The organism is Streptomyces sp. AC1-42W (assembly GCF_003248355.1).
In the GTDB taxonomy this organism is placed as follows: domain Bacteria; phylum Actinomycetota; class Actinomycetes; order Streptomycetales; family Streptomycetaceae; genus Streptomyces.
The window spans coordinates 1873076-1893054 of the sequence record NZ_QKWY01000002.1 but is presented as its reverse complement, the minus strand read 5'-3'; the positions used below and the strand labels follow the sequence as shown (position 1 = coordinate 1893054).

Genomic DNA, 19979 nt, shown 5'->3' with positions numbered 1-19979 from the left:
TGACCTGCGCCTTTCGTGCCTTTTCGTCCCGAGACACGCGCGGATCGGCCTGTTGACCACCTGTCGCGAACGGTTGAAGGAGACCCGCGTGCACTTCCTGAGATTACGAGCGCGGCTGGCTGCCGCGCCGTTCGAGGCCGGCGCCAGGGTGCTACCAACTCCCCCGCGCCGGTCCACCCGAGATGGCTAGTTCACATCGGCGCGGTGCCGATGGCTTCGCACGGGAATCGGCACCGCGCCTCCTACGAACCTCTATGAGGAGCCTCTGCTATGTCAGGCACACCTGCCTCTCCGTACCCGGCCTCGTATCGGCCGCCTGAATTCCCCAGCCACGGCTGCGAGTCACGGCTCTGATGAAGACGACGACCAAAGCGCTCGTTGGCCTGGCCGCATCCGGGCCGCTGCTCCTGGCTGTTCCGGTCCTCGCTATCGGGGCGGAAATGGCTTCACCGGCTTCCCCTTGCGCCGTCAGCGATTCACAGGGTGTGGATCCCGCCGCCGTCGCCTCTCAGGTGAAGTCGATCCTGGACGGTGACGACGGCGAGAAGGCGGTCTCCGTTCCGGGGCTGCCCGATCCGGCCGAGCAGGTGCCCAACGCCAGGACGATTCAGGCGACCGGCGTCGCGATGAACATCCCGGCCCGCGGCCAGGTCGTGGCGCTGGCAACGGCTCTGCAGGAGAGCGGCCTGCGCAACCTCCGCTACGGCGACCGTGATTCGCTCGGCCTCTTCCAGCAGCGTCCGTCCCAGGGCTGGGGCACCGCCGAGCAGATCCTTGATCCGGTGCACGCCGCGACGAAGTTCTACGAGGCGCTCAAGAAGGTCTCGGGTTGGCAGTCCCTGTCGATCGCCCAGGCCGCCCAGGCAGTACAGCGCTCCGCCTTCCCGGACGCCTACGCGAAGTGGGAGCCGCTGGCCACGGCGCTGCAGCAGGCGATCGAGCCCCTGCTGGCTACCTCTGGGGAGGGCCCCGAGGGCTCCGACCTGGTTGTGTCCGCCGGTACGGTGGGCGGCTGTCCGGCCGGCGGGGACGGGTACGACTTCGGGGTCATCCCTCCCGGACTGGTCCCCGACGGCTACTCGGTCCCGGCCGATGCTCCGGTCGAGGTAGGGAAGGCGATCCGCTGGGCGCTCGCCCAGCTCGGTACCCCGTACCAGTGGGGCGGCAGCTGCACTTCCGCCCACGGCCTGGACCTGATGGGCCGGTGCGACTGCTCGTCGCTGATGCAGCAGGCGTACAAGGCGGGCGGCGTCACTTTGGCGCGCACGACGTACGGGCAGGTCAAGGCCGGCAAAGCGGTATCGGTCGGTGCGCTGCGGCCCGGTGACCTCATCTTCACCGAGGGGACGGCCACGGCTCCCGAGCACGTTGGTATGGCCATCGGCCAGGGCCTGATCGTCCATGCCCCGCATACCGGTGACGTGGTCCGTATCACCACCGTCGCGGCGTGGAACTCGCAGATCCTCGCGGTCCGCCGCCTCGTCTGACCGGCCGCTCCTCCCCCCCATTTCTCGCATCGCCGTCGCATCCTCGCGGGCTTCGGCGTGCAAATACTCGAACTGGAGTTCTCCATGCTTCTCTCCGACACGGTCGTCCGGCTCGCCTACGACCCCGGCATTACGCCTGCCGAGGGCGGGCTGCCGGGCCTGTCCGTCCTCAAGCAGGTGATGGGTTCGCTCAACCTCTTCGGCCTCGTGGCCGTGGTCGGTGCGCTCGCCGTCAGCGCGGGCGTGTGGGCCTGGGGGCACCACTCGGGAGGTCACCAGGCCGAGGCCAACGGCAAGAAGGGTGTGCTGGTGAGCGCGGGCGCGGCTCTCCTGCTCGGCGCGGCGAACGGTGTGATCGCCTTCTTCAGCACGCTCGGATCGCAGGTCCACTGATGTCCGACCGTTCCCCGAACCCCGGCGGTGCATCCGGTGTGCGCCGCCGGGCCCTGCTCGGTGCTGCCGTCCTGGTGGTCCTCGTCGTCCTGGCGGGCCTGGTCGCCTACCTCACCCGCGACAGCCGCGCATCTGCCGGACCCGCCGTGTCGGCGGCTCCCCGCTCCGGTCCGGTGACCGGCTTCCGTTCTCCGGTTGCGGGTTCTCCGTCGGGCGTACCATCGCCGAGCGGGCACGCGCACGGTCTCCCGGTTGCGCCGGACACGCACGATCCCATCGCGTTCGGGAAGGCCGCCGCCGTGGCGCTGTGGTCGTACGACACCCGTGCCTACTCCCAGCCTGAGTTGGTCACCGCGCTGCGCGGGTGGCTGACCAGGGAGAGGAAGTACGCCGATTTTGCGTCGGTCGAAGCGGTCGTTCCCCCGCCGGCGCTGTGGAAGGAGATGGCCGCCAACGGCCAGTTCGCCACCGCCAAGGTCAACGAGGGCCACTTCCCGAACGCCTTCGCCCAGGCGCTCCAGGCTGATCCGGGAACGCTCACGCAGGCGTACGTCTACGCCGTGACCGTCTCCGGCAAGCAGACGATCACGTGGAAGGGCTCTCCCGCCGGCGGCGCCGAGAGCCGCGTCACCACCCTGGCCGTGCAGTGCCGGCCCTCACAGCCCTGCGCTCTGGCCGGCGTCATGCCGTACGTCGCCCCCTGACACCTCACCTCGGAAAGGAGGTACTTCCATGGGAGTCTGCGACATCCCCCTGATGGACAAGATCTGCGGCACCGTCGAGTTCGCGACCAACCCCGGCGGGGCCGTCACCGACGGCCTCGGCGCGTGGATCGCGAAATCGATGGGTGAACTGGCTGCCAGCGCCGCGGATCTCGCCGCCCGCGCCGTCAACACCACCACGGCCATCGACCTCAACGCCGGGTGGTTCCGCGACAACTACGAACTCCTGCTCCCCATCGGCCTGGCCCTGACCGTGGGAACGTTCTGCCTCCAGTTGATGACCGCAGCCTGGCGCCGCGACGAGCGCGCCCTGGCACAGGCCGCCATCGGGACCATGACCGGCGTCCTGTTCAGCTTCTGCGCCATCGCCTTCACCTCCGTCGCCATCACCCTCGTCGACGCCCTGTCGGACGGGCTGTTCCAAGCCGCCAACTCCAGCGTCGACGACGCCGTGCGCCGCGTGATCAAGGTCAGTGAACTGGGAGCCATGTACGGCCTGGGCTGGGGTGTCCCCTCCCTGGTCGCTCTGGGATGCGCGATCGGCGCGTTCATGTACTGGGGCGTGATGGTCGCCCGCAAGATCGGCGTCCTGGTCCTGGTCACGCTCGCCGTGTTCGCCGGGGCCGGCGGGGGGTGGGAGGTCGCGAAGCGGTGGCGGCGCGGCTGGGTCGAGGCGACCGCCACCCTCATCGTGTCCAAACTGCTGATGACGGTCGTCTTCCTGATCGGTGTCTCGGCGATCGGGAAGTCGGACGCGCACGACGGCATGAGCGCGCTGTCGGACGCGATGGCCGGCATCGTCGTGATGATCCTGGTGCTGCTGTGCCCGTACGCCACCTACAAGTTCGTTCACTGGGCCAGCGACGGCGGTGGGCACGACGACCTGCACCGCACCGGTGTGGCCGGTATGGCGGTCGCCGCCGGGGCCGTGAAGACCGCGGGCAGCCTCGCGATGCGGGCCGGCACCGGCACCGCGGCTCCGCAAGGCCCCGGCCAGGTCCCCGGCGCGGGCAGCGATGGTGTCATCTCCACCATCAACCCCGCCGGCGGCAACCTCAGCAAGGAAGGCATCGACGCCGGTCCGCCCAAGGCGCAGACCGCCTTCCGCTACGGCGAGGACCCAGATGCCCCCGGCGACAAGGGCCGGGCTCTGATCCAGCACCCCGGAATCCCGCCGCTTCTCAACCGCCCCGACGGGGGCGAACCGGAAGACAGCCCGGACGAAACTCCCGCCGGCCCGTTCACCGCCTCGGTGCCGGGCAGCACGTCGGGTGCCGGCCGGACAGCGCCCGACGCCACGGGCCCGCCGACTTCGACCGGCCCTTCGGCAACCGGTTCCCCGACGCCATCGAACTGGGCGGGATCATCCGACCGGCCGCCCTCGGGCTCCTGACCGACCACTGCCCAGGGGCGGGCCGCCCCAGCGGCCCGCCCCGGCCCAGCCCCCTCCTCCGATTGGAGACCTGTCGTGACGTTCGCAAGAGCCCCGACCTTCCCGCTCCCCGCCCACTCCCACCGTCTGGAACCAGCATGTCCCACACCCCACCGGCCACAGCCACCGTGAAGTTCCCGCACCGCAGCAGGCGCGGCATCCTTCTCGGCCTGACCGCCCCACAGCTGATCGGCGCGGGCCTCACCGGCCTGTCCCTGCTCGCCGTAATCCTCACCCGCGGCGTGCTCGGCGCCCTCGAACTCATCCCCGTGTGGGCCGTCATCGCCCTCCTGGTCTTCGTTCGCCACCGAGGCCGCGCCCTGGCCGACTGGGCCCCAGTCCTCACCCGGTACCTTCTGCGGCGGATGCGGGGTCAACTGGTCTGGCTCACCCGCCCCTCCCGGCGCCCCGTACGCGAAGGGCTCCTCCACCTGCCCGGAACCACCGCCAGCCTGCGGGTGGTCACCGCCCCCGACGGCCGGTACGCCGCAGTCCACAACCCCCACACCGGCTCCCTGACCGCCGTCGTCAAGGTCTCCTCCCGCGCCTACGCGCTCCTCGACCCCGGCACCCAGCACGCCAACGTCAACGGCTGGGGACGCACCCTCGCCGCCCTCGCCCGTACGGGGCACATCGCCCGCATCCAGGTCATCGAGCGCACCGTCCCCGACTCCGGGGACGCCCTTCGCCGCTACTGGGAGCAGCACGGCAACCCCGACGCCCCCGTCGCCGGAGCGATCTACACCGAGCTGATCCAGAGCGCGGGTCCTGCTGCCGCGCCGCACGAGGCGTACGTCGCCCTGTCTCTGGACGCGAAGGCCACACGGCGCCTGGCCAACCAGGCCGGCGGCGGGCTGACCGGCTCCTTCAGTGTCCTGTCCCAGCTCGTTTCGACGTTCGACCAGGCAGCCCGTACCGCAGGACTCAATCCGAGCGGCTGGCTCACCGCCCGAGAGATCGCCGCTGTCGTACGCACCGCCTACGACCCCAAGGCCCTGACCGCGCTGGACCGGTGGTCCGCCGGTTCGCGGCCGGAAGCCGATCCGTCTGCTGCCGGGCCGGTCGTGGTGGTGGAGAAGGCGGACCACATCGCGACGGACTCGGCCGTCCACGCCACGTACTGGGTGGAGAACTGGCCGCGAACGGAGACATCGGCCGGCTTCCTGCACCAGCTCCTGTTCACGGCCGGGGTACGGCGGACGCTCTCGCTGTCGTACGAGCCGAAGGGGCTGGATGCCGCGCTGCGGGACGTGCAGCGCAAGAAGGCCAGCGTGATCGCGGATGCCGCCGAGCGTTCCCGGCGGGGCCGGGTCGAGTCCGAGGCGGACTCGATCGAGTACCAGGACATCAAGGCTCGTGAGCGCCAGCTGATCGCCGGGCACGCGGACGTCGCCCTGACCGGGCTGCTGACCGTCTCGGCCGACTCCGAGGAGGAGCTTCGTTCGGCGTGCGCGGTCGTGGAGACCGCGGCCGTCGGCGCGCAGCTCGATCTGCGTCTGCTGACCTGGCAGCAGGCCGAGGCGTTCACCGCAGCCTCGATGCCGCTCGCCCTCGCCGTCTGACCCGGCATCCCTCCTTGTCCGAAAGAGCACCTCCATGTCCCGCACCCCCAGCCGTTCCGCGCAGGACTTCGTGCCCTTCGCCACCGCCGCGCTCGACTTCCACCGCTCGGTCAACATCCCCGCAGGCCCGCTTGTAGCCGGCCGGGCCGAGCTGGACACCCTGCACGAACACCTCGTCTCCCTGCACGGCCTCCTCGACGCCCACGCTCACCGCACCGGCCCCCTCCTCGCCGCCGAGGGCGACCACCTACACGCCGCCCGGACTCGTATCTGGCAGGCCGCCGAGCACCTTCATCACGCCTACCACTCAGCCCCGCGACCCGGCACGGGCGAAGTGCCGGAGCCGGAAGCGTGCCGGGCAGGGCTGCCCGAGGGCGCTCCAGCGCTGACCGTCTGCCAGCGCCACCAACGCGCCGCGCACCTCGTCCGCCGACGTACCACCCCGGCGGATCTGCACGCCCCGTTCACCGGCCTCACCCGCCACTGACCCGCCCCGTCTGGAGAAACGTTCATGCGTACGCGCGCCAGCGCCTCTCACCTGTTCGTCCCCCGCAAGACCTCCCGCGCCCAGCAGCGTTCCGCCCGGTCCGGGTTCGCCGAAGCACGCCGCAAGGCCCGCAACGCCCAGGCCACGCCCCGGCCCCGTACCGAGGAAGCTCTCGACCCGCAGGTGCGGCCGGCATACCCGCCCGCCGGCCGCCCCGGCCCCTCCTCCGGCCGCGGCGGCACGCTGCGACTGCCCGCTCACCGCATGACCACCGCCACCGTTTCCGGCGCCTACCCCTTCCTCGCCGAGGGCGGGCTCGGCGCCGAGGGCATCTTCATCGGTCGGGACGTCCACGCCGAGGCCGCGTTCTGCTACGACCCGTTCTCCCTGTACAGCAGCGGCCGGGTCGAGGGCTTCACCAACCCAAACGCAGTCCTGGCCGGGATCATCGGCATGGGTAAATCGGCGCTGGCCAAGTCGATCGCCACCCGCGCCATCGCCCACGGCTACCGCATCTACGTCCCCAGCGACCCCAAGGGCGAGTGGACCGCCGTCGCCGAGGCCCTCGGCGGCAACACCATCGCGCTCGGACCGGGGCTGGCCGGACGGTTGAATCCGCTCGACGCGCCGGCCCGCCCGGCTTCGGCGAGCGGGGAGGACTGGGCGGGCGAGGTACGCAAGCGCCGGCTCCTGCTCCTGGCCGCCCTCGCCCGCACAGTCCTCAAGCGCGACCTCTTGCCGATGGAGCACACAGCCCTGGACGTCGCCCTCGACCTGGTTGTCGCCGAAGCCGACGCCGCCGGAACGGTGCCGCTGCTCGGCGGCATCGCGCACACGCTCGGCTCCCCGGAGCGCCTCGACCGGGCCCTCGGCGACGAGAGCGGACGCGTGGGGCCGGCCGCGCAGGACCTCGCCCACGCCCTGCGTCGGCTCGTGCACGGCGACCTCAGCGGCATGTTCGACGCGCCCACGACCGTCGCCTTCGACCCGGCCACGCCGATGCTGTCCATCGACCTCTCGCGCCTGGGCAGCACGGGCGAGGATGTCGCCCTGGTCCTCGCCATGACCTGTGCGAGCGCGTGGATGGAGTCCGCGCTCGCCGACCCCGACGGCGGCCGGCGCTGGGTCATCTACGACGAGGCGTGGCGGGTCATGCGGCACGTTGGCCTGCTGGAGCGGATGCAGTCGCAGTGGAAGCTCTCGCGCGGGCTCGGCATCGCCAACCTCATGATCATTCACCGCCTCAGCGACCTGCTCAGCGCCGGAGACGCCGGCTCGCGCGGCCGGGTCCTGGCCGAGGGCCTCCTCGCCGACTGCTCCACCCGCATCATCTACCGCCAGGAACCCGACCAGCTCGCCGCCGCCTCCTCCCTGCTCGGCCTCACCGGCGTCGAGACCCAGGCCGTCTCCGCCCTCACCAAGGGGCGAGGGCTGTGGAAGGTCGCGGGCCGCAGCTTCATCACCCAGCACCTCCTCCACCCTGCCGAGCGCGACCTGTTCGACACCGACGCCCGAATGGGGGCGTAGGCGATGCCGCCGGACCGTCACTCGGACTGCCTGACCGAGTTCGCCAAGGCCGTGCCCGACCAGATGCCCGGATGGGGCGCCCACGTCCGGATGCTTCCCGACCCGGACGGCTTCCGCTCTCAGCTCTGGGACCAGCTCGTGCTGGACAGCATTTTCCGGGGAGGTGCCGTCACCGAGGTGGTCGTTCTCACCGGGCCCGACCACGACCGGCTCATCGCCGTTCCCACGCACCGCTCGGACGACCCCGGCTTGGTCCTCGGAGCCCTTCGGCCCCCGGACCCGACGGGCACCCTCGACCTCACCCGCCACACCGCACCGGCCTTCGCGGCCCTCGACCTCGATCCCGAGCGGGCCGTGGCCGAGGTGAAAGATGCCTTCCTCCCCGACTATGGGAGGGCACTACTGCGCGTTCAGATCCAGGCGCTGCGGGCAGCGGCGGCCGGCATCGTTCAGGCTTCGGCCGACTGGGACGATATCTCCGGCACCCTCTGCGACGCCGAGGGCTGGCCCATCGACGACAAGGTCTACGCCGACGGAAAGGTCGCCCGCGACGCCTCCGCCTGGACACACGTCGAGACCTTCATCGCCCACGGCCCCCGCGTCCTGGCCCACACCCGCGAAGCCGCCACCAGCCGCGACTACGACCACGGCCCCGCCAGCACAGACCTGCGCAGGATGCGAGGAATCGACACCACCCTGGAGCGGGCGCAGGCACTCCAGACCGAGTGGGATCAGGTCGTGGCGCTCATGGACGGCTCCCAGCCCGGCTCACGCGAGCTGTACGAGGATCAGGCCCGCGAGATCCGCGATTCGGAGGGCTGGCACTACGCCGACGAGCTGATCCGTCAGGGTCCTGCGCTGGTCCGAGCCGCCGACCACCTGCTCAGCCGGGCAGACACCGAGCGCCGGGCCGGGGACCTGCGCCGCGACGCCGCCCTGACACGATCAGCGTCCCCGTCGCACACCGGTCCGGCCCCTTCTTCGCCGGCACCGCCGGTACTGCCTCCGGCACCGCGCCGTTCGCGCTGACCCCGGCCCGTATCACTGACCGGCGGCACTCCCAAACCGGCCTCACACCGGAATCCTCCTAGCACGCCGACGGTCCGGCGATCCCCGCAATCCGCCCAGGCCCGGTGCCTGAGCCAGCCCACAGGAGCCGTCCATGCACATCGATAACCCCTTGGTGACCCTCTACCGTGAAGGCTTGCGGGTGAAGGCACGCCTCAACTGGTCCGAACCGAAGCCTGTCGCCTCTCCCGACCCGCGGCTGGAACACGGCCTCTCGCCGATCACCGCGCCCTTGAGGCGGCGCTGGGTCGAGTGCACCGCCGAGTTCGGCCTCAGCGACTACTACGTCCACGCCGGCTTCCCCGACGGCAGCGAACTGATCATCTCGCCGCCCCAGGAACCCTCCACCGAACACCCACCGGGCCGACCCGACAGCTGGACCGTGCTGCACCGCGACGCGGACTCCCGCGAGGAGGTGATCTACGACTCCGCGCCCGACGGCCCGCACGCTCGAAACGGCGCGTCCATTCCCAAGCTTCTCGCCTTCATCAACGAGCGTCTGGACCTCACCGGAGCACCACCGAGCCCCGAACAGGAGCGGCTGGCCAAGCAACACGCCGCCCACACGTTTCTTCAGCAGGCAGGGTTCCTCCCTGGTGAAGTCCACGATGGCGAACAGCACTACCGGCTGCCTTCCACCCTCGCCCCGGCCGAGGAACAGCGGGCGGTGACCTGGGCCCTGGACCGACTGGGCGAGGTGGACGTCCCGACGTCGTACGACGACTCGCTGCTCCGGTCACCCGAGACGGCGTGGACGGACGAGCCCAGCCTTGGCGACCGGCTCGGTGAACTGGCCGGGACCGTCGAGGCGGCGACGCATACGCGGCAGGTGCTCGCCTCCCTGAGCGAGGTCACCGATCCGGTCGACGGCGTGCTCCGGCACGTCGTCGAGATCCTCAACGCAACCGCCGCCACCTGGGAGAACCTCGGCCGGCCCGCCGCACACGCCATGCGTCTCCGCGACACCGCCGAACATCTCCAGCTCCAGATGATCAAGCTGCTCGGGCTCGGGTCGGACATGGCCGACAGCGCCGCCGAACGCCCCAGCACACCACAGGCTTCAGCCGCTCGGACCGCATCCACGCCCCGGGCCCGGGCGGCACGCGCATCCTCACCAGCCACCGCTCAGCACCACCCCACAGCAGTCACGCCCGCATCCCCGAACAGCCGTACCCCACCCCCGGCGCCCCCGGATGGCACCACACGACGCCGATAGGCCCATCAACACTCGGCCGCACCGCGCGCAGCCCTTCCTCGTCCCTCAGCCCGGATCGGATGGTCCATACCATGCCCACCCACTACGACACGCTCCCCGACATCGCCGTCGGCCACCACCCGCTCCACGGCATCGTCGCCGCGAGCCCCACGCAAGGTCCCGACATCGAGCAGGCGTTGCAGCATCACGGCTTCCACCACGTCCCCGGCCAGCCGACTCTTTTCGCTCTGGCCGACCAGCAGCGTGACGGGCACGGCCGCACCCTCCGCGCCATCTCGGCACTCCGCGCCGCCGGCTACCTCATCGACGTGGACGCCGCCTTCGACCCCACCCCCGCCGACACCGGTCCGGACATCGCGTTCGTCGAGCATGACGGGCTCGGCATCATCGCGGCCACCGGGCCGCCCTTCTCCGAACGCGAAAGCCGCCGACTCCTGGAGGAGCACGGGTGGAGCCTCGACTCCCGGCTCGGCGTGTACTCCCTGCCTGCGGCGACAGAACGCAGCGAGGCCCTGGCCAGGGTCGCCGCCGCCACCGTGGCCGTGTCCCGATCCGGTCTCCAAGCCGCAGTCGAACCCGGCCTCGCCCGTGATGTGACAGCGCGACACCGCAGCCTCCACGAGCCATCCACCGCAAGCCGCACCACCACCGTGCCTCACGGCCAGTCCGCCACCGCTTCCCGCCACCACCGATAGGAGTTCCGCCTTGCCCCAAGCAGCAGAGCCGTTCATGCCGATCCGGCACGCCATCACCGGCGAAATCACCACCACCAGCTACAACAACGCCGCCCGGCAGATCCTGCTCCAGGACGGCTTCGAAGAGGCGCCGACCTGCGTCTGTCGAGCGACGGACCCCGGTACGGAGCCAATCGGGCCGCCCTGGCAGCCGGCGAACTGCTCATCGCCGGCCTCCCCGTGCACCTGGACCGCGACCTCGGCCGACCGGTGAGCGACGCCGGTACGCCCCGGTTGGCCCGGCCTCCGATGCCGGCACAGCCCGTGACCCGCTCCGGAGCGGCCAGCCTCTCCAGGACATCACCAACTCCGTTCCAAAGCCATACCTGTTGAAGGGGCCTCGTTTTGACCACACCCGGAACGCCTACCAGCCCGGCACGCACCAAGGGCGGCGAATTGCGGGCCAAGGTGGCCAGGCTTCTGGCTGACCGGCCGGCGGACACGCTCACCATCGGCGACATGGCCAGGCAGCTTGGCCACTCCCACGGCGCCGTCCGCAACGCCGCCCTCACCCTGGTCACACGCGGCGAAGCCGACCAAGGCGCCGGCACCGGGCAGCCGAAGTTCCGTGCGAACGCGAAGACTGCCGCAGCCGCGCAGAGCGCTGTGATCAGCCCACCGGGCACCCACTCTCCCCGCGCCCAGGCCGCCACCGCCCGCACGACCATGCCCGCAGCCACCAAGCCCCGGCAGACGGGGCCGATCCGTCGTGCGGGGGGCCAGCTCTACCACCCCCGGGAGCTGGCCGATCTGCCCGACGTCGAGGCGTTGCACCGTCTGCGGGACGCTGACGTGCCGGTGCTGCTCTACGGCCCCCCGGGCACCGGCAAGACGAGTCTGGTCGAGGCGGCGTTCCCGGACCTGCTCACCGTCGCAGGTGACGGCGACACCACGGTCGGCGACTTGATCGGCGAGTACACACAGGCCGACAGCGGAGGCTACGTCTTCCAGTACGGTCCGCTGGTCACGGCGATGGCCGAGGGCCGCGCCCTGCTGATCGACGATGCCACCTTGATCTCACCGATGGTCCTGGCGGCGCTGTATCCGGCGATGGACGGGCGCAGGCAGATCCAGGTCAAGGCCCACAAGGGCGAGACCATCAAGGCCGAGCCGGGCTTCTACGTGGTAGCGGGCCACAATCCCGGCGTCCACGGGGCGGTGCTGACGGAGGCGCTGTCGTCCCGGTTCAGCGTGCAGATCCAGATCGGCACGGACTACGACCTCGCCCTGGCGCTGAAGATCGATGCCCGGGTGGTCCGGGTCGCCCGGCACCTCGCCCGCCAGGTCGAACTCGGCGAGCTGGGCTGGGCCCCCCAGCTGCGCGAGCTGCTGAGCTACCAGAAGACCGAGGCTGTCCTCGGCACCAAGGCCGCGCTCGCGAACCTGGTCGGCATCGCCCCTCCGGAGGATCGCGATGCCGTCGCCGACGCCGTCACCAAGACCGTCGGCGTCAAGAGGATCGCTCCTCTCACCCTCGGCAAGCAACTCCCCGCCTCCGCCGCCCGGCAGCCTGCGGGCAGCGCCGGCTCCGCGCACCGGGGCCGCTCGCGATGAGCGCTCACCACCATGTGCAGGCCGCCACCACGCCGGACGACGACGCCGACCTCGCGCGATGGGACGACGACGGCGCCCCGCCCGCGCAACCCCGCACTTCCCCGGATGCGTGGCTGCGTGTCGGAGCCGAACTCGGCGACCGGCTGGTCGCCCTCTCCGGCCGCCAGGACCTCCTCGTCACCTGCCGCCCCGGCACGCGCAGCGGCGCACCGGCCGCCTATTTCCCCACTCTGGGCGAGGTCGAGTTCGACGCCGGCCTGTTCACCCCGCTGAAGCCCCACGAGATCCATCCGCGGATCGTGGGCGACGAGGAACGGTATCCCGCCGCCTGGGGTGTGTTCGTCCACGAGGCCGCGCACGCGGCCCACTCCGTCTGGTTGGCGCCTGCCGGAGCGGACCCCCGTGTCGTGGAGGCCGCGCTCCTGCTGGAGGAGAGCCGGGTCGAGGGCGCCCACCTGGTCACGCGGCCCACGGACCGCCGGTACTTGCGCACCAGTGCCCGGACCCTGGTGATGCCCGACATCGCCAACCCGACCCTTCAGGGCGTCGAGCACGCCGCCGCCGTGGCGGCCCTGATCCTCGGCCGCCGTGACGTCGGCGTCCTGGACGCCGGCGAAACCCGCGCCGTCGCCGATCTGTGCGAATCGGTGCTGGGCGCCGATCTGCTGACCACCCTCACCCGCATCTGGACCGCGGCTCACCGGTGCGCCGACCACGACGCCACGGCCATGCTCACGCGCGGGCAGGAGTGGTGCGACGCTCTGGACGCCGCGGCCCCCGCCCGACCCGTGCCCGCGAACCTCACCGATCTGCTGTCCAGCGCCGTGGGCGCCGTCATGGACAGTACGGCGGCCACCGACGCCGCCGACCTCGCGGCACAGTCTGCGGCGGACAGCGCCATGGAGGCGAAGTCCAAGGCGCAGGCTGAGGACCGCGCCCAGCGGGCCGGCCGGCGACGCAAAGCAGCCGCCACCGCCAAGAGCGTGTCGAGGAACGAACCACCAGCCCCACCCCGCCCGGCCGCCTCAACATGGGTCGCGCCCTCGCCCGCGACGCCCAGCGCGCCGCCGGATCGCTACCCACCGCCGAGCCGTTCACCCACACCCGCCGACGCACCTCCCCCAACCCACCACTACGTGTGGGGATCGCCGTCGATGTCTCCGGCTCCATGAGCGCCGCCTGCGCACCCGTCGCATCCGCCGCCTGGATCGTGGCACGCGCAGCAGCCCTGACCGGCCCCGGCTCCCGTACCGCCACCATCGCCTACGACAGGCACCTGACCGCACTGACCCGCCCCACCCACCGCGCACCGGAACGCGTGACGACGTTCGATGCCAGCGGCTGCAGCCACAACCTCGGCGCCGCCATCGACGCACTCGACCACGGCCTCGACCTCAGCCGCCCCGGCGCCGGCCGCCTCCTCGTGATCGTCACCGACGCCTGGTACGACAGCGACGAAACAGCCGAGGCCGTCACCCGCGTCAAGCAACTCACGACCGCCGGCTGCGCCGTACTCCAGCTCACCCTCACCCCGGAGTCCCTTCACCTGCCAGGGACCACCTTGCTGCACCTACCCCAGCCCTCCAGCGCTCCCGCCGCCATCGCCGCAGCGGCCACAGACGCCATCCGCAGGACACGCTGACACGACATGGAAGACAGAAGGCAAGAACAATCACGTGGCAATGAAGGCCATTTGGCCGGTCTCCTACTCATGCGGACACCACGACGAACGCGGCCTGTCCGTCCGGCTGGCAGACCGGCGGGCTGGCTTCTGGACGGCACCGACCGGGCTGTCGCCTGGGCTGTCCGCTGCCGCCATCAGCTCCTCGTCGCCGCCTACACCGCCCACATCCTCGAAGGCGAAACCACCGAGACGCAGTGGCAGAAGATCGAAGGGGCCGCGCGTACCGTGACCCGAGCAGGATGGTGGATCGACCAGGCCCACCGAGAACCCCTACTGACTCGTGTCCGCAACGCTCGGAGACCCTCGCGGGCACCGGCCTCAGCGCCCCCGTCAGCCTTGGCAACGCCCTCTGGCTACATACCTTCGGTAGGTCCTGCCTAGTACTCCAGCAGGATTTTGGTGTCTGACCTGGTCTTTCGCCGGGTGGCGGGAGTGTAGCGGTATGTCGGTCGTGCAGGGGCGGTCTCACGGGGACCGCCCCTCGATCGTGAGACAACGCCGCTGGTAGTGACAGCGGCGGGCGACTGCTTGGCGTCGGCGGCGCCAGTTCGACCAGTTCAGCGCGTGGTGCAGGCCGCGGTGTCCGCTCAGGTGCGGGGGCCGGGGAAGACAAGCTGCCAGGAGTCGCCGAACCTCCGCCACTGTGAGCCCGACGGCCCCGGCCGTCCCACCCGTTCCGCCCCCTTTTCCCCGGCCTGGTGTGCCGTGGCGGCCAGGAAGGCGTGCGCGAGCATGGCCAGAGTGATGTGCCGATACCAGCCCGTGTAGCGGCGGACCTCGTGCTGGTCCAGGCCGCACTCGTTCTTCGCGGCCTGGAAGCACTCCTCGATCGCCCAGCGTGCCCCGGCGACCCGCACCAGCTCCTGGACGGTGACGTGCAGGGGCGCGTAAGCGAGGAAGTAGGCGATCTCCTCGGGCTTGCTGATACTGCGGCGGGCCAGTGCCCACCGCATCCGGTAGGGGACCTCGCCCTGGTAGTCGAACTCGGCGACGGCCGGCAGTCGCACCGCTGCCCAGTGGTAGACACGGGGCCCCTTCGCTCCGTCGCCGCAGGAGAGCTTCTCCCATGCTTCGTCCGGGGCCTGCGCGAACAGACCCTCGATCCGTGAACAGCCCACGCTGAACTGCGACTTGGGTACAGCGAGCACGTAGCCGACGCCCGACTGCTCCGGCAGTCGGCGGAATCGGTTGTCCTGGCCGTAGGCGGAATCCGCGGTAACCCAGGCGATGGGCAGCGGCGAGGTGAGGGCCCGCAGCGCCATGTGCTGGGCCAGTTCGCCCTTGGTGGCGAACTCCCGCTCGTCAGGTACTTTCGCGGTGCGGCAGCGTTCACGATCCTCGGTCCAGGACTTGGGGAGGTAGAGCTCGCGGTCGACCAGGGCCCGACTGCGGGTTGTGGCGTAGGCGGCGAAGACGCCGATCTGGCAGTTCTCGGTCCGGCCGGCGGTTCCGGAGTACTGGCGCTGGACCCCGGCTGAGGTGGTGCCCTTCTTGATGAACCCGGTGTCGTCGACGATCAGGACGCCGTCGGCCTCGCCGAGCTGGTGTGCGACGTATTCCTGCAGGTCGTCGCGGATGTCGTCGGGCCGCCACTTCGCTCCGGCGAGGAGGTGCTGAAGGCCGTTGGGTGTGCGGTGGCCAGCCTGTTCAGCCAGCTGCCAGCTGTTCTTGCGGGCCACCGGAGCGAGCAGCCCGCGGACGTAGTCACGCATCCGGCGGCGGAGCTCGACCCGGCCGAAACGGTGCCCGATGGTCAGAAAGAGATCGTCCAGTTCGAGGTCCCACTGCGCGGCAGCATGCTCGGTGATCACCCTCGGAGGCTGCCCCGCCGCTGTCACTACCAGCGGCGTTGTCGCACGATCGAGGGGCGGTCCCCGTGAGACCGCCCCTGCACGACCGACATACCGCTACACTCCCGCCACCCGGCGAAAGACCAGGTCAGACACCAAAATCCTGCTGGAGTACTAGCACGCCCGGCCCCCAACTCGGTCAAAATCACGGGGGCATGGACTAATTTCGGGAATCCCCGTCACTGAGCCCCGGCGCGTTCTAGAGTCGCGATCGCGGTGTTCATTGTGACAGCGCTGCTATGCCTCCCGACCGCGGTACGGGAGGACCATGCCCCGCCCGACCGGCAGGACCCCGTCCTGACCCCAGAGGGGGCGTCTTGGAGCAGCAATGATCGACAATGAGCGGCCGGACTACGAGCGCTGGGTTTTCATTCTCACCATGATTGAGTTCACCCTCGACCTGGTGATCCCGCTCTCGTAGCACCGGCAGCTGCAGCGTGGGGCGGGGCCTGCAACCAGCAGGTTCCGCCCCCTACCCGCACTCCAACGCGTCATGTGTCGCGGTGGCGTGTAGCTACACGGTACCGCCAAAGTTTACATGCGATGTGAGTTCTCAGAATCATCACGGATTTGATTTCGCGGACAGCATTCCCCCGAAGCAATACCAGTGCTGCAGTACCGGCAGTGTTGTACGTGCTGCCTGCCGAGTGTGGGCCCGGCGGGCGCTCCGCCTCCTTCAGTCATCGCAGTACGGCGTTCGCCTCTGCGCTCATCCGCATCGAACTGCGGCACCCCCTCGTACGTGAAGGCTCAGGCCCCCGGCGGCGGCTGCCCATGTGCGACTAAGGTCCGTCTTCAAACCGCCTCGCGGGGGTGCGTGCCCCGGCGAGGAAGGCCGTGAGTCCGGTCTCGAAATCCATGGCGGAGGGGACGAACAGGACGGTCCGGTCGGGTGCGACGTACACCTTTCCGCCGCCGCGCCCGGTCTGTACGACGCACACGCCCGCGCCGTCCGCCAGCTCGACGACGTTCACCCCCACGCCCGGTGCGAGGCCGAGGAACGCCTTGCCGACCTCGGTCAGTTGTTTGGTACCGGCCCTCAGCGGTGGGGGCGCAGGAGGCAGGTCGGTCACGCGTGCCTTCACATCCCGGGGCATGCAGCCGCACCCGCCGGGCGGCCAGGCGCGTGAACTCGCCGCCCCCTGCTCGGGGAAGCACGCCTCCTCGTTGCTGTGCACGTGGATCTGCCCCACACAGGGCGGCCCGCCCAACGCCGGCTGCCGGCACACGACCTCACGCCGGCAGTACGCACACCGCATGACCTCCCCTCGTCCCCCGGGCGCTCCCATGCCTGCCCCTCAGCTCGCCTCGATGTCGCGGGCGGTGAAGGTCTCCCACCTGCCCGGTACGACCAGTGTGCCGTCGTCCACGGCGATGACGCGCTTCAGGTCCGGCAGCAGCTCCGGGTCGTCCAGGGAGCGGATCTCGAAGAGGTCGTCCTCGCCGCCCAAGGACAGGGCGCACTGCCGGTGAAGAAGCACCGCAGTGTCGCGACCCGGTACGACAAGACCGCCGCCTCCTACGAAGCGGCGGTAACGCTCGCGTCGTTCCTGCTCTGAGCAAGATCACTTCGAAGACGGGCCCTAGCAGCGATCTCCGGCCGCACCAAATCCCGATTCCTGCGGATTCTCCTACCTGACAGCCCGGTCCTCGGGCTCTCGTTCGCCGTTGCCCGACGAGGTAGGTGCCGTGATCGTTCACCTGAAGCACGCCAGCAGTACGGCTGACGTGCTCTCCGACCTGTACGGGCCGGGTGAGCGCGGCCGTCGTATCCGTCCGTGGCTGGTCGCGGGCGATGGGCACGGTGCCCCGGTGGACCTGCTCGCCGAGGTCGGTCCGCTTGCTCTGGCGCAGGCGCTCGACGCACCGCTCGAACGTCTCGCGGGCCGTGCGCCTCAGCGGCCGACGTGGTTCTGCTCAGTTCGGTCGGACCCTTGTCGGCCTGATCTTTCCGACGAGCAGTGGGCTGGGGTCGCCCGTCGGCTGGTCGCGGCGACCGGCATCGCTCCGCGCGGTGACCCGGATGCCAGCCGATGGATCGCCATCCGTCGCCGTCCCCGGCAGGTGCATGTCGTGGCGACCCTCGCCCGCGAGGACGGTGGCGTGCACAACGGCTACCGCGACGCCTTCCGGCTCCAGTCCGAGTGCCACCGGATCGCCACCGAGCTGGGACACCTTCCCACCGCTTCCCCCACTTCCACCCCCCGTACCCAGGAGACCCTCGTGCCCGCTCCGATCACCATCTCCGCCGAGCCCAGCGACAGCGTCGTGGCAAAGGGGGCCAACGACGACCTCGCTGCCCTGCTGCTCAGGCACGCCGGCTTCCAGCAGATCGATGACTGGCACGGCCGGCGGCACCGGCTTCCCACCACCACGTCGGCCGACGACCAGAGGGCCGTTGCCAGCCATGCGGCCGAGATGCTCCGCGCCGCCCGCTATGACGTCGCTCTCGCTCCTTCTCTGGACACGTCTCAGGTGAGCGCCGCCATACGCCCCCTTGAGCACTACGCCGCCGGTGCCGAGCTTGTCCGGATCACTGATTCCATCAGGGCCACCGAGGGCGGAGCGGGCCTCCGAGATGCGGCCGAGCAGCTCCTGAACCCCGAGCACGGAGCGCTGGAACGAGTCCGGGAAGCGCTGGAGGCTGTCGGCGAGCACATCAACGGCCTTGATGAGGAGGCGTACGAGCTGGCCAACCGGTTCGGTGTGGCTGCCGACTTCATCAGCACGGCGCAGGCGGAACTTCGCGGGGCAGATGAAGAGTTGGGTCGCGTCGGGGCGTGGTCCGGTCCATCGGTCCGGGCGGAGGATCGCTCCTTCGTCCAGAGGGCGGCGGTGGCCGTTTCGCCTGCGGCGGTCAAGGCGGATGCCGCCTCGGCCGGAGCGGTCGAGATCACCGCGGGTGCCCGCGTGGATGCCCGTTCGTCGCGTGCTTCCGGTCCGCGGCGGTGATCGGGGTGCGCGCACCCTTCGTGTCGTCAGCCGGTCTGGCGCGTACGTACCTGATGCGGGCGTCCGATGCTCTGGCCAGTGCGACGGCGACCTACGCTATCCCGCTGCTGGTGCTGGTCACCACTGGTTCCACCGCCCTGACCGGGCTCGCCTTCCTTTTCGAATGGGCGCCGAGGCTGGCCGCCTTTGCCTTCGCCGGAGTTCTCGTGGACCGGTGGGGTGCCGGTTCTGTCTTTCGTGCGGCGAACACGGTACGAGCTTGTCTCGTCTTCCTGACCGGGGCGGCGCTGCTGGTGCTTCCGATGGCGGGCACGGTAACGACCGGGGTGGTGCTGGCCTTCAGCGCTGTCTCCGGACTGCTGGCCGAGGTCTCGTTCGTCGCGGTGGAGACCCTCGGTGTCGCTGCCGGCCGCCGTCTGGGGGCTGAGGCGCACCGTGTGCAGGCGACGCAGACCGGCATTGATCAAGGAGCTGTGCTCGTCGGCCCGCTTCTGGGCGGGTTGCTCCTCCTGGCCGACCCTTCGGTGATGATGGCCGTGGTCGCGCTCCTGTCCCTGGTCGCCACCGTTACCGCGTCCGGTGTCACGCAACCGGCTCGCCACGCAACGGAGCCGAGCAGTCTGGCTGCCGGGTGGAGGGTTCTTCGTCGTACGCCCGCGCTGGTCTGGCTGGTCGTGAGCCTGGCAGCGTCGAATCTTGCCACCGGCGTTCTGCAAGCCGCCGCCCCGATCATGGTTCTTCACCAGTTCCATTCCTCCACCGCGCTGGTGGGCTCGGTCTGGAGCGCGGCAGCGGTTGCCTCCCTGCTCGCGGTGTGGGTCAGCAGGCGGGCGATCGACCGGTGCGGCACGTGGGCGGTCGGCGCCGTGGCCGCCGCGCTCGCCACGGCGGCCTGCCTCGTCACCGCTGTCGCGCCGACCTTCTTTACGTACACCGTGGCGGTGGCGGTAGTCATGGCCGGTGAAGGTGCACTGACCGTGGTCCTGCGCACGTTGCGGTCCCGGCTGATCCCTGCGGCGGCGTTCGGCTCGACCCTGGCAGCGACGATCCTTCTAGTCCTGGTGCCGCTCCCGCTGGCTGGCGCCTTGGTCGCCCTCGTACCCGCCGCCGAACTTCCCCACCTGCTGCTGGCCTGTGCCGCGCTTCAGGGCCTGGTCCTGGCCGCCTGCTTCGCAGGTCTGCGTCGCCACCGGGCCGCTTGCGAACCGCCCCGGCAGCAGGTCCCGCGCCCCCGACACGAGTACGCCGAACCGGTCGGTACTCCGTGAAAGCCCGCTAAACGTTCTCTTCCCCCTCTTCTCTCCTTTTTCC

The 19979-nt window shown here is 70.5% G+C and carries 17 protein-coding genes and 1 pseudogene; 15 read left to right on the top strand and 3 right to left on the bottom strand.

What is annotated here, in order from left to right; genetic code table 11:
• Window positions 1-353: 353 nt before the first annotated feature.
• From DNK56_RS26625 to DNK56_RS26565, 13 genes and pseudogenes are all read left to right on the top strand, one after another.
• A complete protein-coding gene (locus DNK56_RS26625; RefSeq protein WP_111338341.1) occupies window positions 354-1487 on the top strand; it encodes a C40 family peptidase in 1134 nt (377 codons plus the stop codon).
• Between the two features lie 84 nt (window positions 1488-1571).
• On the top strand, window positions 1572-1880 hold the full coding sequence (locus tag DNK56_RS26620; protein ID WP_111338340.1) for a DUF6112 family protein: 309 nt from the start codon (window positions 1572-1574) through the stop codon (window positions 1878-1880).
• Window positions 1880-2584, top strand: coding sequence for a hypothetical protein (locus DNK56_RS26615; protein WP_111338339.1), 705 nt, complete (start codon window positions 1880-1882; stop codon window positions 2582-2584). Before DNK56_RS26620 ends, DNK56_RS26615 begins: the two co-directional genes overlap by 1 nt.
• A gap of 28 nt (window positions 2585-2612) precedes the next feature.
• Entirely contained in the window at window positions 2613-3995 is a 1383-nt protein-coding gene (locus DNK56_RS26610) for an SCO6881 family protein (protein WP_111338338.1), read from the top strand.
• Window positions 3996-4132: 137 nt separating this feature from the next.
• A complete protein-coding gene (locus DNK56_RS26605) occupies window positions 4133-5596 on the top strand; it encodes an SCO6880 family protein (protein ID WP_111338337.1) in 1464 nt (487 codons plus the stop codon).
• A gap of 34 nt (window positions 5597-5630) precedes the next feature.
• Entirely contained in the window at window positions 5631-6083 is a 453-nt protein-coding gene (locus DNK56_RS26600) for a DUF6238 family protein (RefSeq protein ID WP_111338336.1), read from the top strand.
• 24 nt (window positions 6084-6107) lie between these two features.
• Window positions 6108-7610, top strand: coding sequence for an ATP-binding protein (locus DNK56_RS26595; RefSeq protein ID WP_111338335.1), 1503 nt, complete (start codon window positions 6108-6110; stop codon window positions 7608-7610).
• A gap of 3 nt (window positions 7611-7613) precedes the next feature.
• Window positions 7614-8639 carry a hypothetical protein gene (locus DNK56_RS36240; RefSeq protein WP_241990093.1) on the top strand — a complete coding sequence of 342 codons (1026 nt, stop codon included), beginning with the start codon at window positions 7614-7616 and terminating at the stop codon, window positions 8637-8639.
• A gap of 175 nt (window positions 8640-8814) precedes the next feature.
• Complete coding sequence (locus DNK56_RS26585; RefSeq protein WP_146615263.1) at window positions 8815-9894, top strand: hypothetical protein; 1080 nt, start codon at window positions 8815-8817, stop codon at window positions 9892-9894.
• A gap of 71 nt (window positions 9895-9965) precedes the next feature.
• Window positions 9966-10589 (top strand): hypothetical protein, encoded by a 624-nt coding sequence (locus DNK56_RS26580; RefSeq protein ID WP_199563614.1) that lies wholly within the window; start codon window positions 9966-9968, stop codon window positions 10587-10589.
• A 34-nt stretch (window positions 10590-10623) separates the two neighbouring features.
• Window positions 10624-10842, top strand: a complete 219-nt coding sequence (locus DNK56_RS26575; RefSeq protein WP_111338333.1) for a hypothetical protein — start codon at window positions 10624-10626, stop codon at window positions 10840-10842.
• Between the two features lie 194 nt (window positions 10843-11036).
• On the top strand, window positions 11037-12182 hold the full coding sequence (locus tag DNK56_RS26570) for an AAA family ATPase (RefSeq protein ID WP_199563696.1): 1146 nt from the start codon (window positions 11037-11039) through the stop codon (window positions 12180-12182).
• Window positions 12179-13824, top strand: a pseudogene (locus tag DNK56_RS26565) (VWA domain-containing protein). Before DNK56_RS26570 ends, DNK56_RS26565 begins: the two are co-directional and overlap by 4 nt.
• A gap of 629 nt (window positions 13825-14453) precedes the next feature.
• Here DNK56_RS26565 and DNK56_RS26555 read toward each other — a convergent pair.
• The 3 genes from DNK56_RS26555 to DNK56_RS35100 form a co-directional block, all read right to left on the bottom strand.
• A complete protein-coding gene (locus tag DNK56_RS26555; protein ID WP_446750396.1) occupies window positions 14454-15677 on the bottom strand; it encodes an IS701 family transposase in 1224 nt (407 codons plus the stop codon).
• A gap of 821 nt (window positions 15678-16498) precedes the next feature.
• Window positions 16499-16894 carry a hypothetical protein gene (locus DNK56_RS26550; protein ID WP_241990092.1) on the bottom strand — a complete coding sequence of 132 codons (396 nt, stop codon included), beginning with the start codon at window positions 16892-16894 and terminating at the stop codon, window positions 16499-16501.
• Window positions 16895-17014: 120 nt separating this feature from the next.
• Window positions 17015-17167 (bottom strand): DUF6892 domain-containing protein, encoded by a 153-nt coding sequence (locus DNK56_RS35100; RefSeq protein WP_158558470.1) that lies wholly within the window; start codon window positions 17165-17167, stop codon window positions 17015-17017.
• A gap of 238 nt (window positions 17168-17405) precedes the next feature.
• On the opposite strand from DNK56_RS35100, the gene DNK56_RS36235 reads away from it, so the two are divergent.
• Together DNK56_RS36235 and DNK56_RS26540 are read left to right on the top strand one after the other, a co-directional pair.
• The gene (locus tag DNK56_RS36235) at window positions 17406-18668 is read left to right on the top strand and encodes a hypothetical protein (RefSeq protein ID WP_241990091.1); all 1263 of its coding nucleotides are present in this window, start codon (window positions 17406-17408) and stop codon (window positions 18666-18668) included.
• A 53-nt stretch (window positions 18669-18721) separates the two neighbouring features.
• On the top strand, window positions 18722-19936 hold the full coding sequence (locus DNK56_RS26540; protein WP_111339620.1) for an MFS transporter: 1215 nt from the start codon (window positions 18722-18724) through the stop codon (window positions 19934-19936).
• Window positions 19937-19979: the final 43 nt, after the last annotated feature.

Excerpts from the sequence above, each read along its gene's own strand:
- DNK56_RS26625 (WP_111338341.1), top strand. The coding sequence starts at position 354 with ATGAAGACGACGACCAAAGCGCTCGTTGGCCTGGCCGCATCCGGGCCG.
- DNK56_RS26620 (WP_111338340.1), top strand. The coding sequence starts at position 1,572 with ATGCTTCTCTCCGACACGGTCGTCCGGCTCGCCTACGACCCCGGCATT.
- DNK56_RS26615 (WP_111338339.1), top strand. The coding sequence starts at position 1,880 with ATGTCCGACCGTTCCCCGAACCCCGGCGGTGCATCCGGTGTGCGCCGC.
- DNK56_RS26610 (WP_111338338.1), top strand. The coding sequence starts at position 2,613 with ATGGGAGTCTGCGACATCCCCCTGATGGACAAGATCTGCGGCACCGTC.
- DNK56_RS26605 (WP_111338337.1), top strand. The coding sequence starts at position 4,133 with ATGTCCCACACCCCACCGGCCACAGCCACCGTGAAGTTCCCGCACCGC.
- DNK56_RS26600 (WP_111338336.1), top strand. The coding sequence starts at position 5,631 with ATGTCCCGCACCCCCAGCCGTTCCGCGCAGGACTTCGTGCCCTTCGCC.
- DNK56_RS26595 (WP_111338335.1), top strand. The coding sequence starts at position 6,108 with ATGCGTACGCGCGCCAGCGCCTCTCACCTGTTCGTCCCCCGCAAGACC.
- DNK56_RS36240 (WP_241990093.1), top strand. The coding sequence starts at position 7,614 with ATGCCGCCGGACCGTCACTCGGACTGCCTGACCGAGTTCGCCAAGGCC.
- DNK56_RS26580 (WP_199563614.1), top strand. The coding sequence starts at position 9,966 with ATGCCCACCCACTACGACACGCTCCCCGACATCGCCGTCGGCCACCAC.
- DNK56_RS26575 (WP_111338333.1), top strand. The coding sequence starts at position 10,624 with ATGCCGATCCGGCACGCCATCACCGGCGAAATCACCACCACCAGCTAC.
- DNK56_RS26540 (WP_111339620.1), top strand. The coding sequence starts at position 18,722 with ATGCGGGCGTCCGATGCTCTGGCCAGTGCGACGGCGACCTACGCTATC.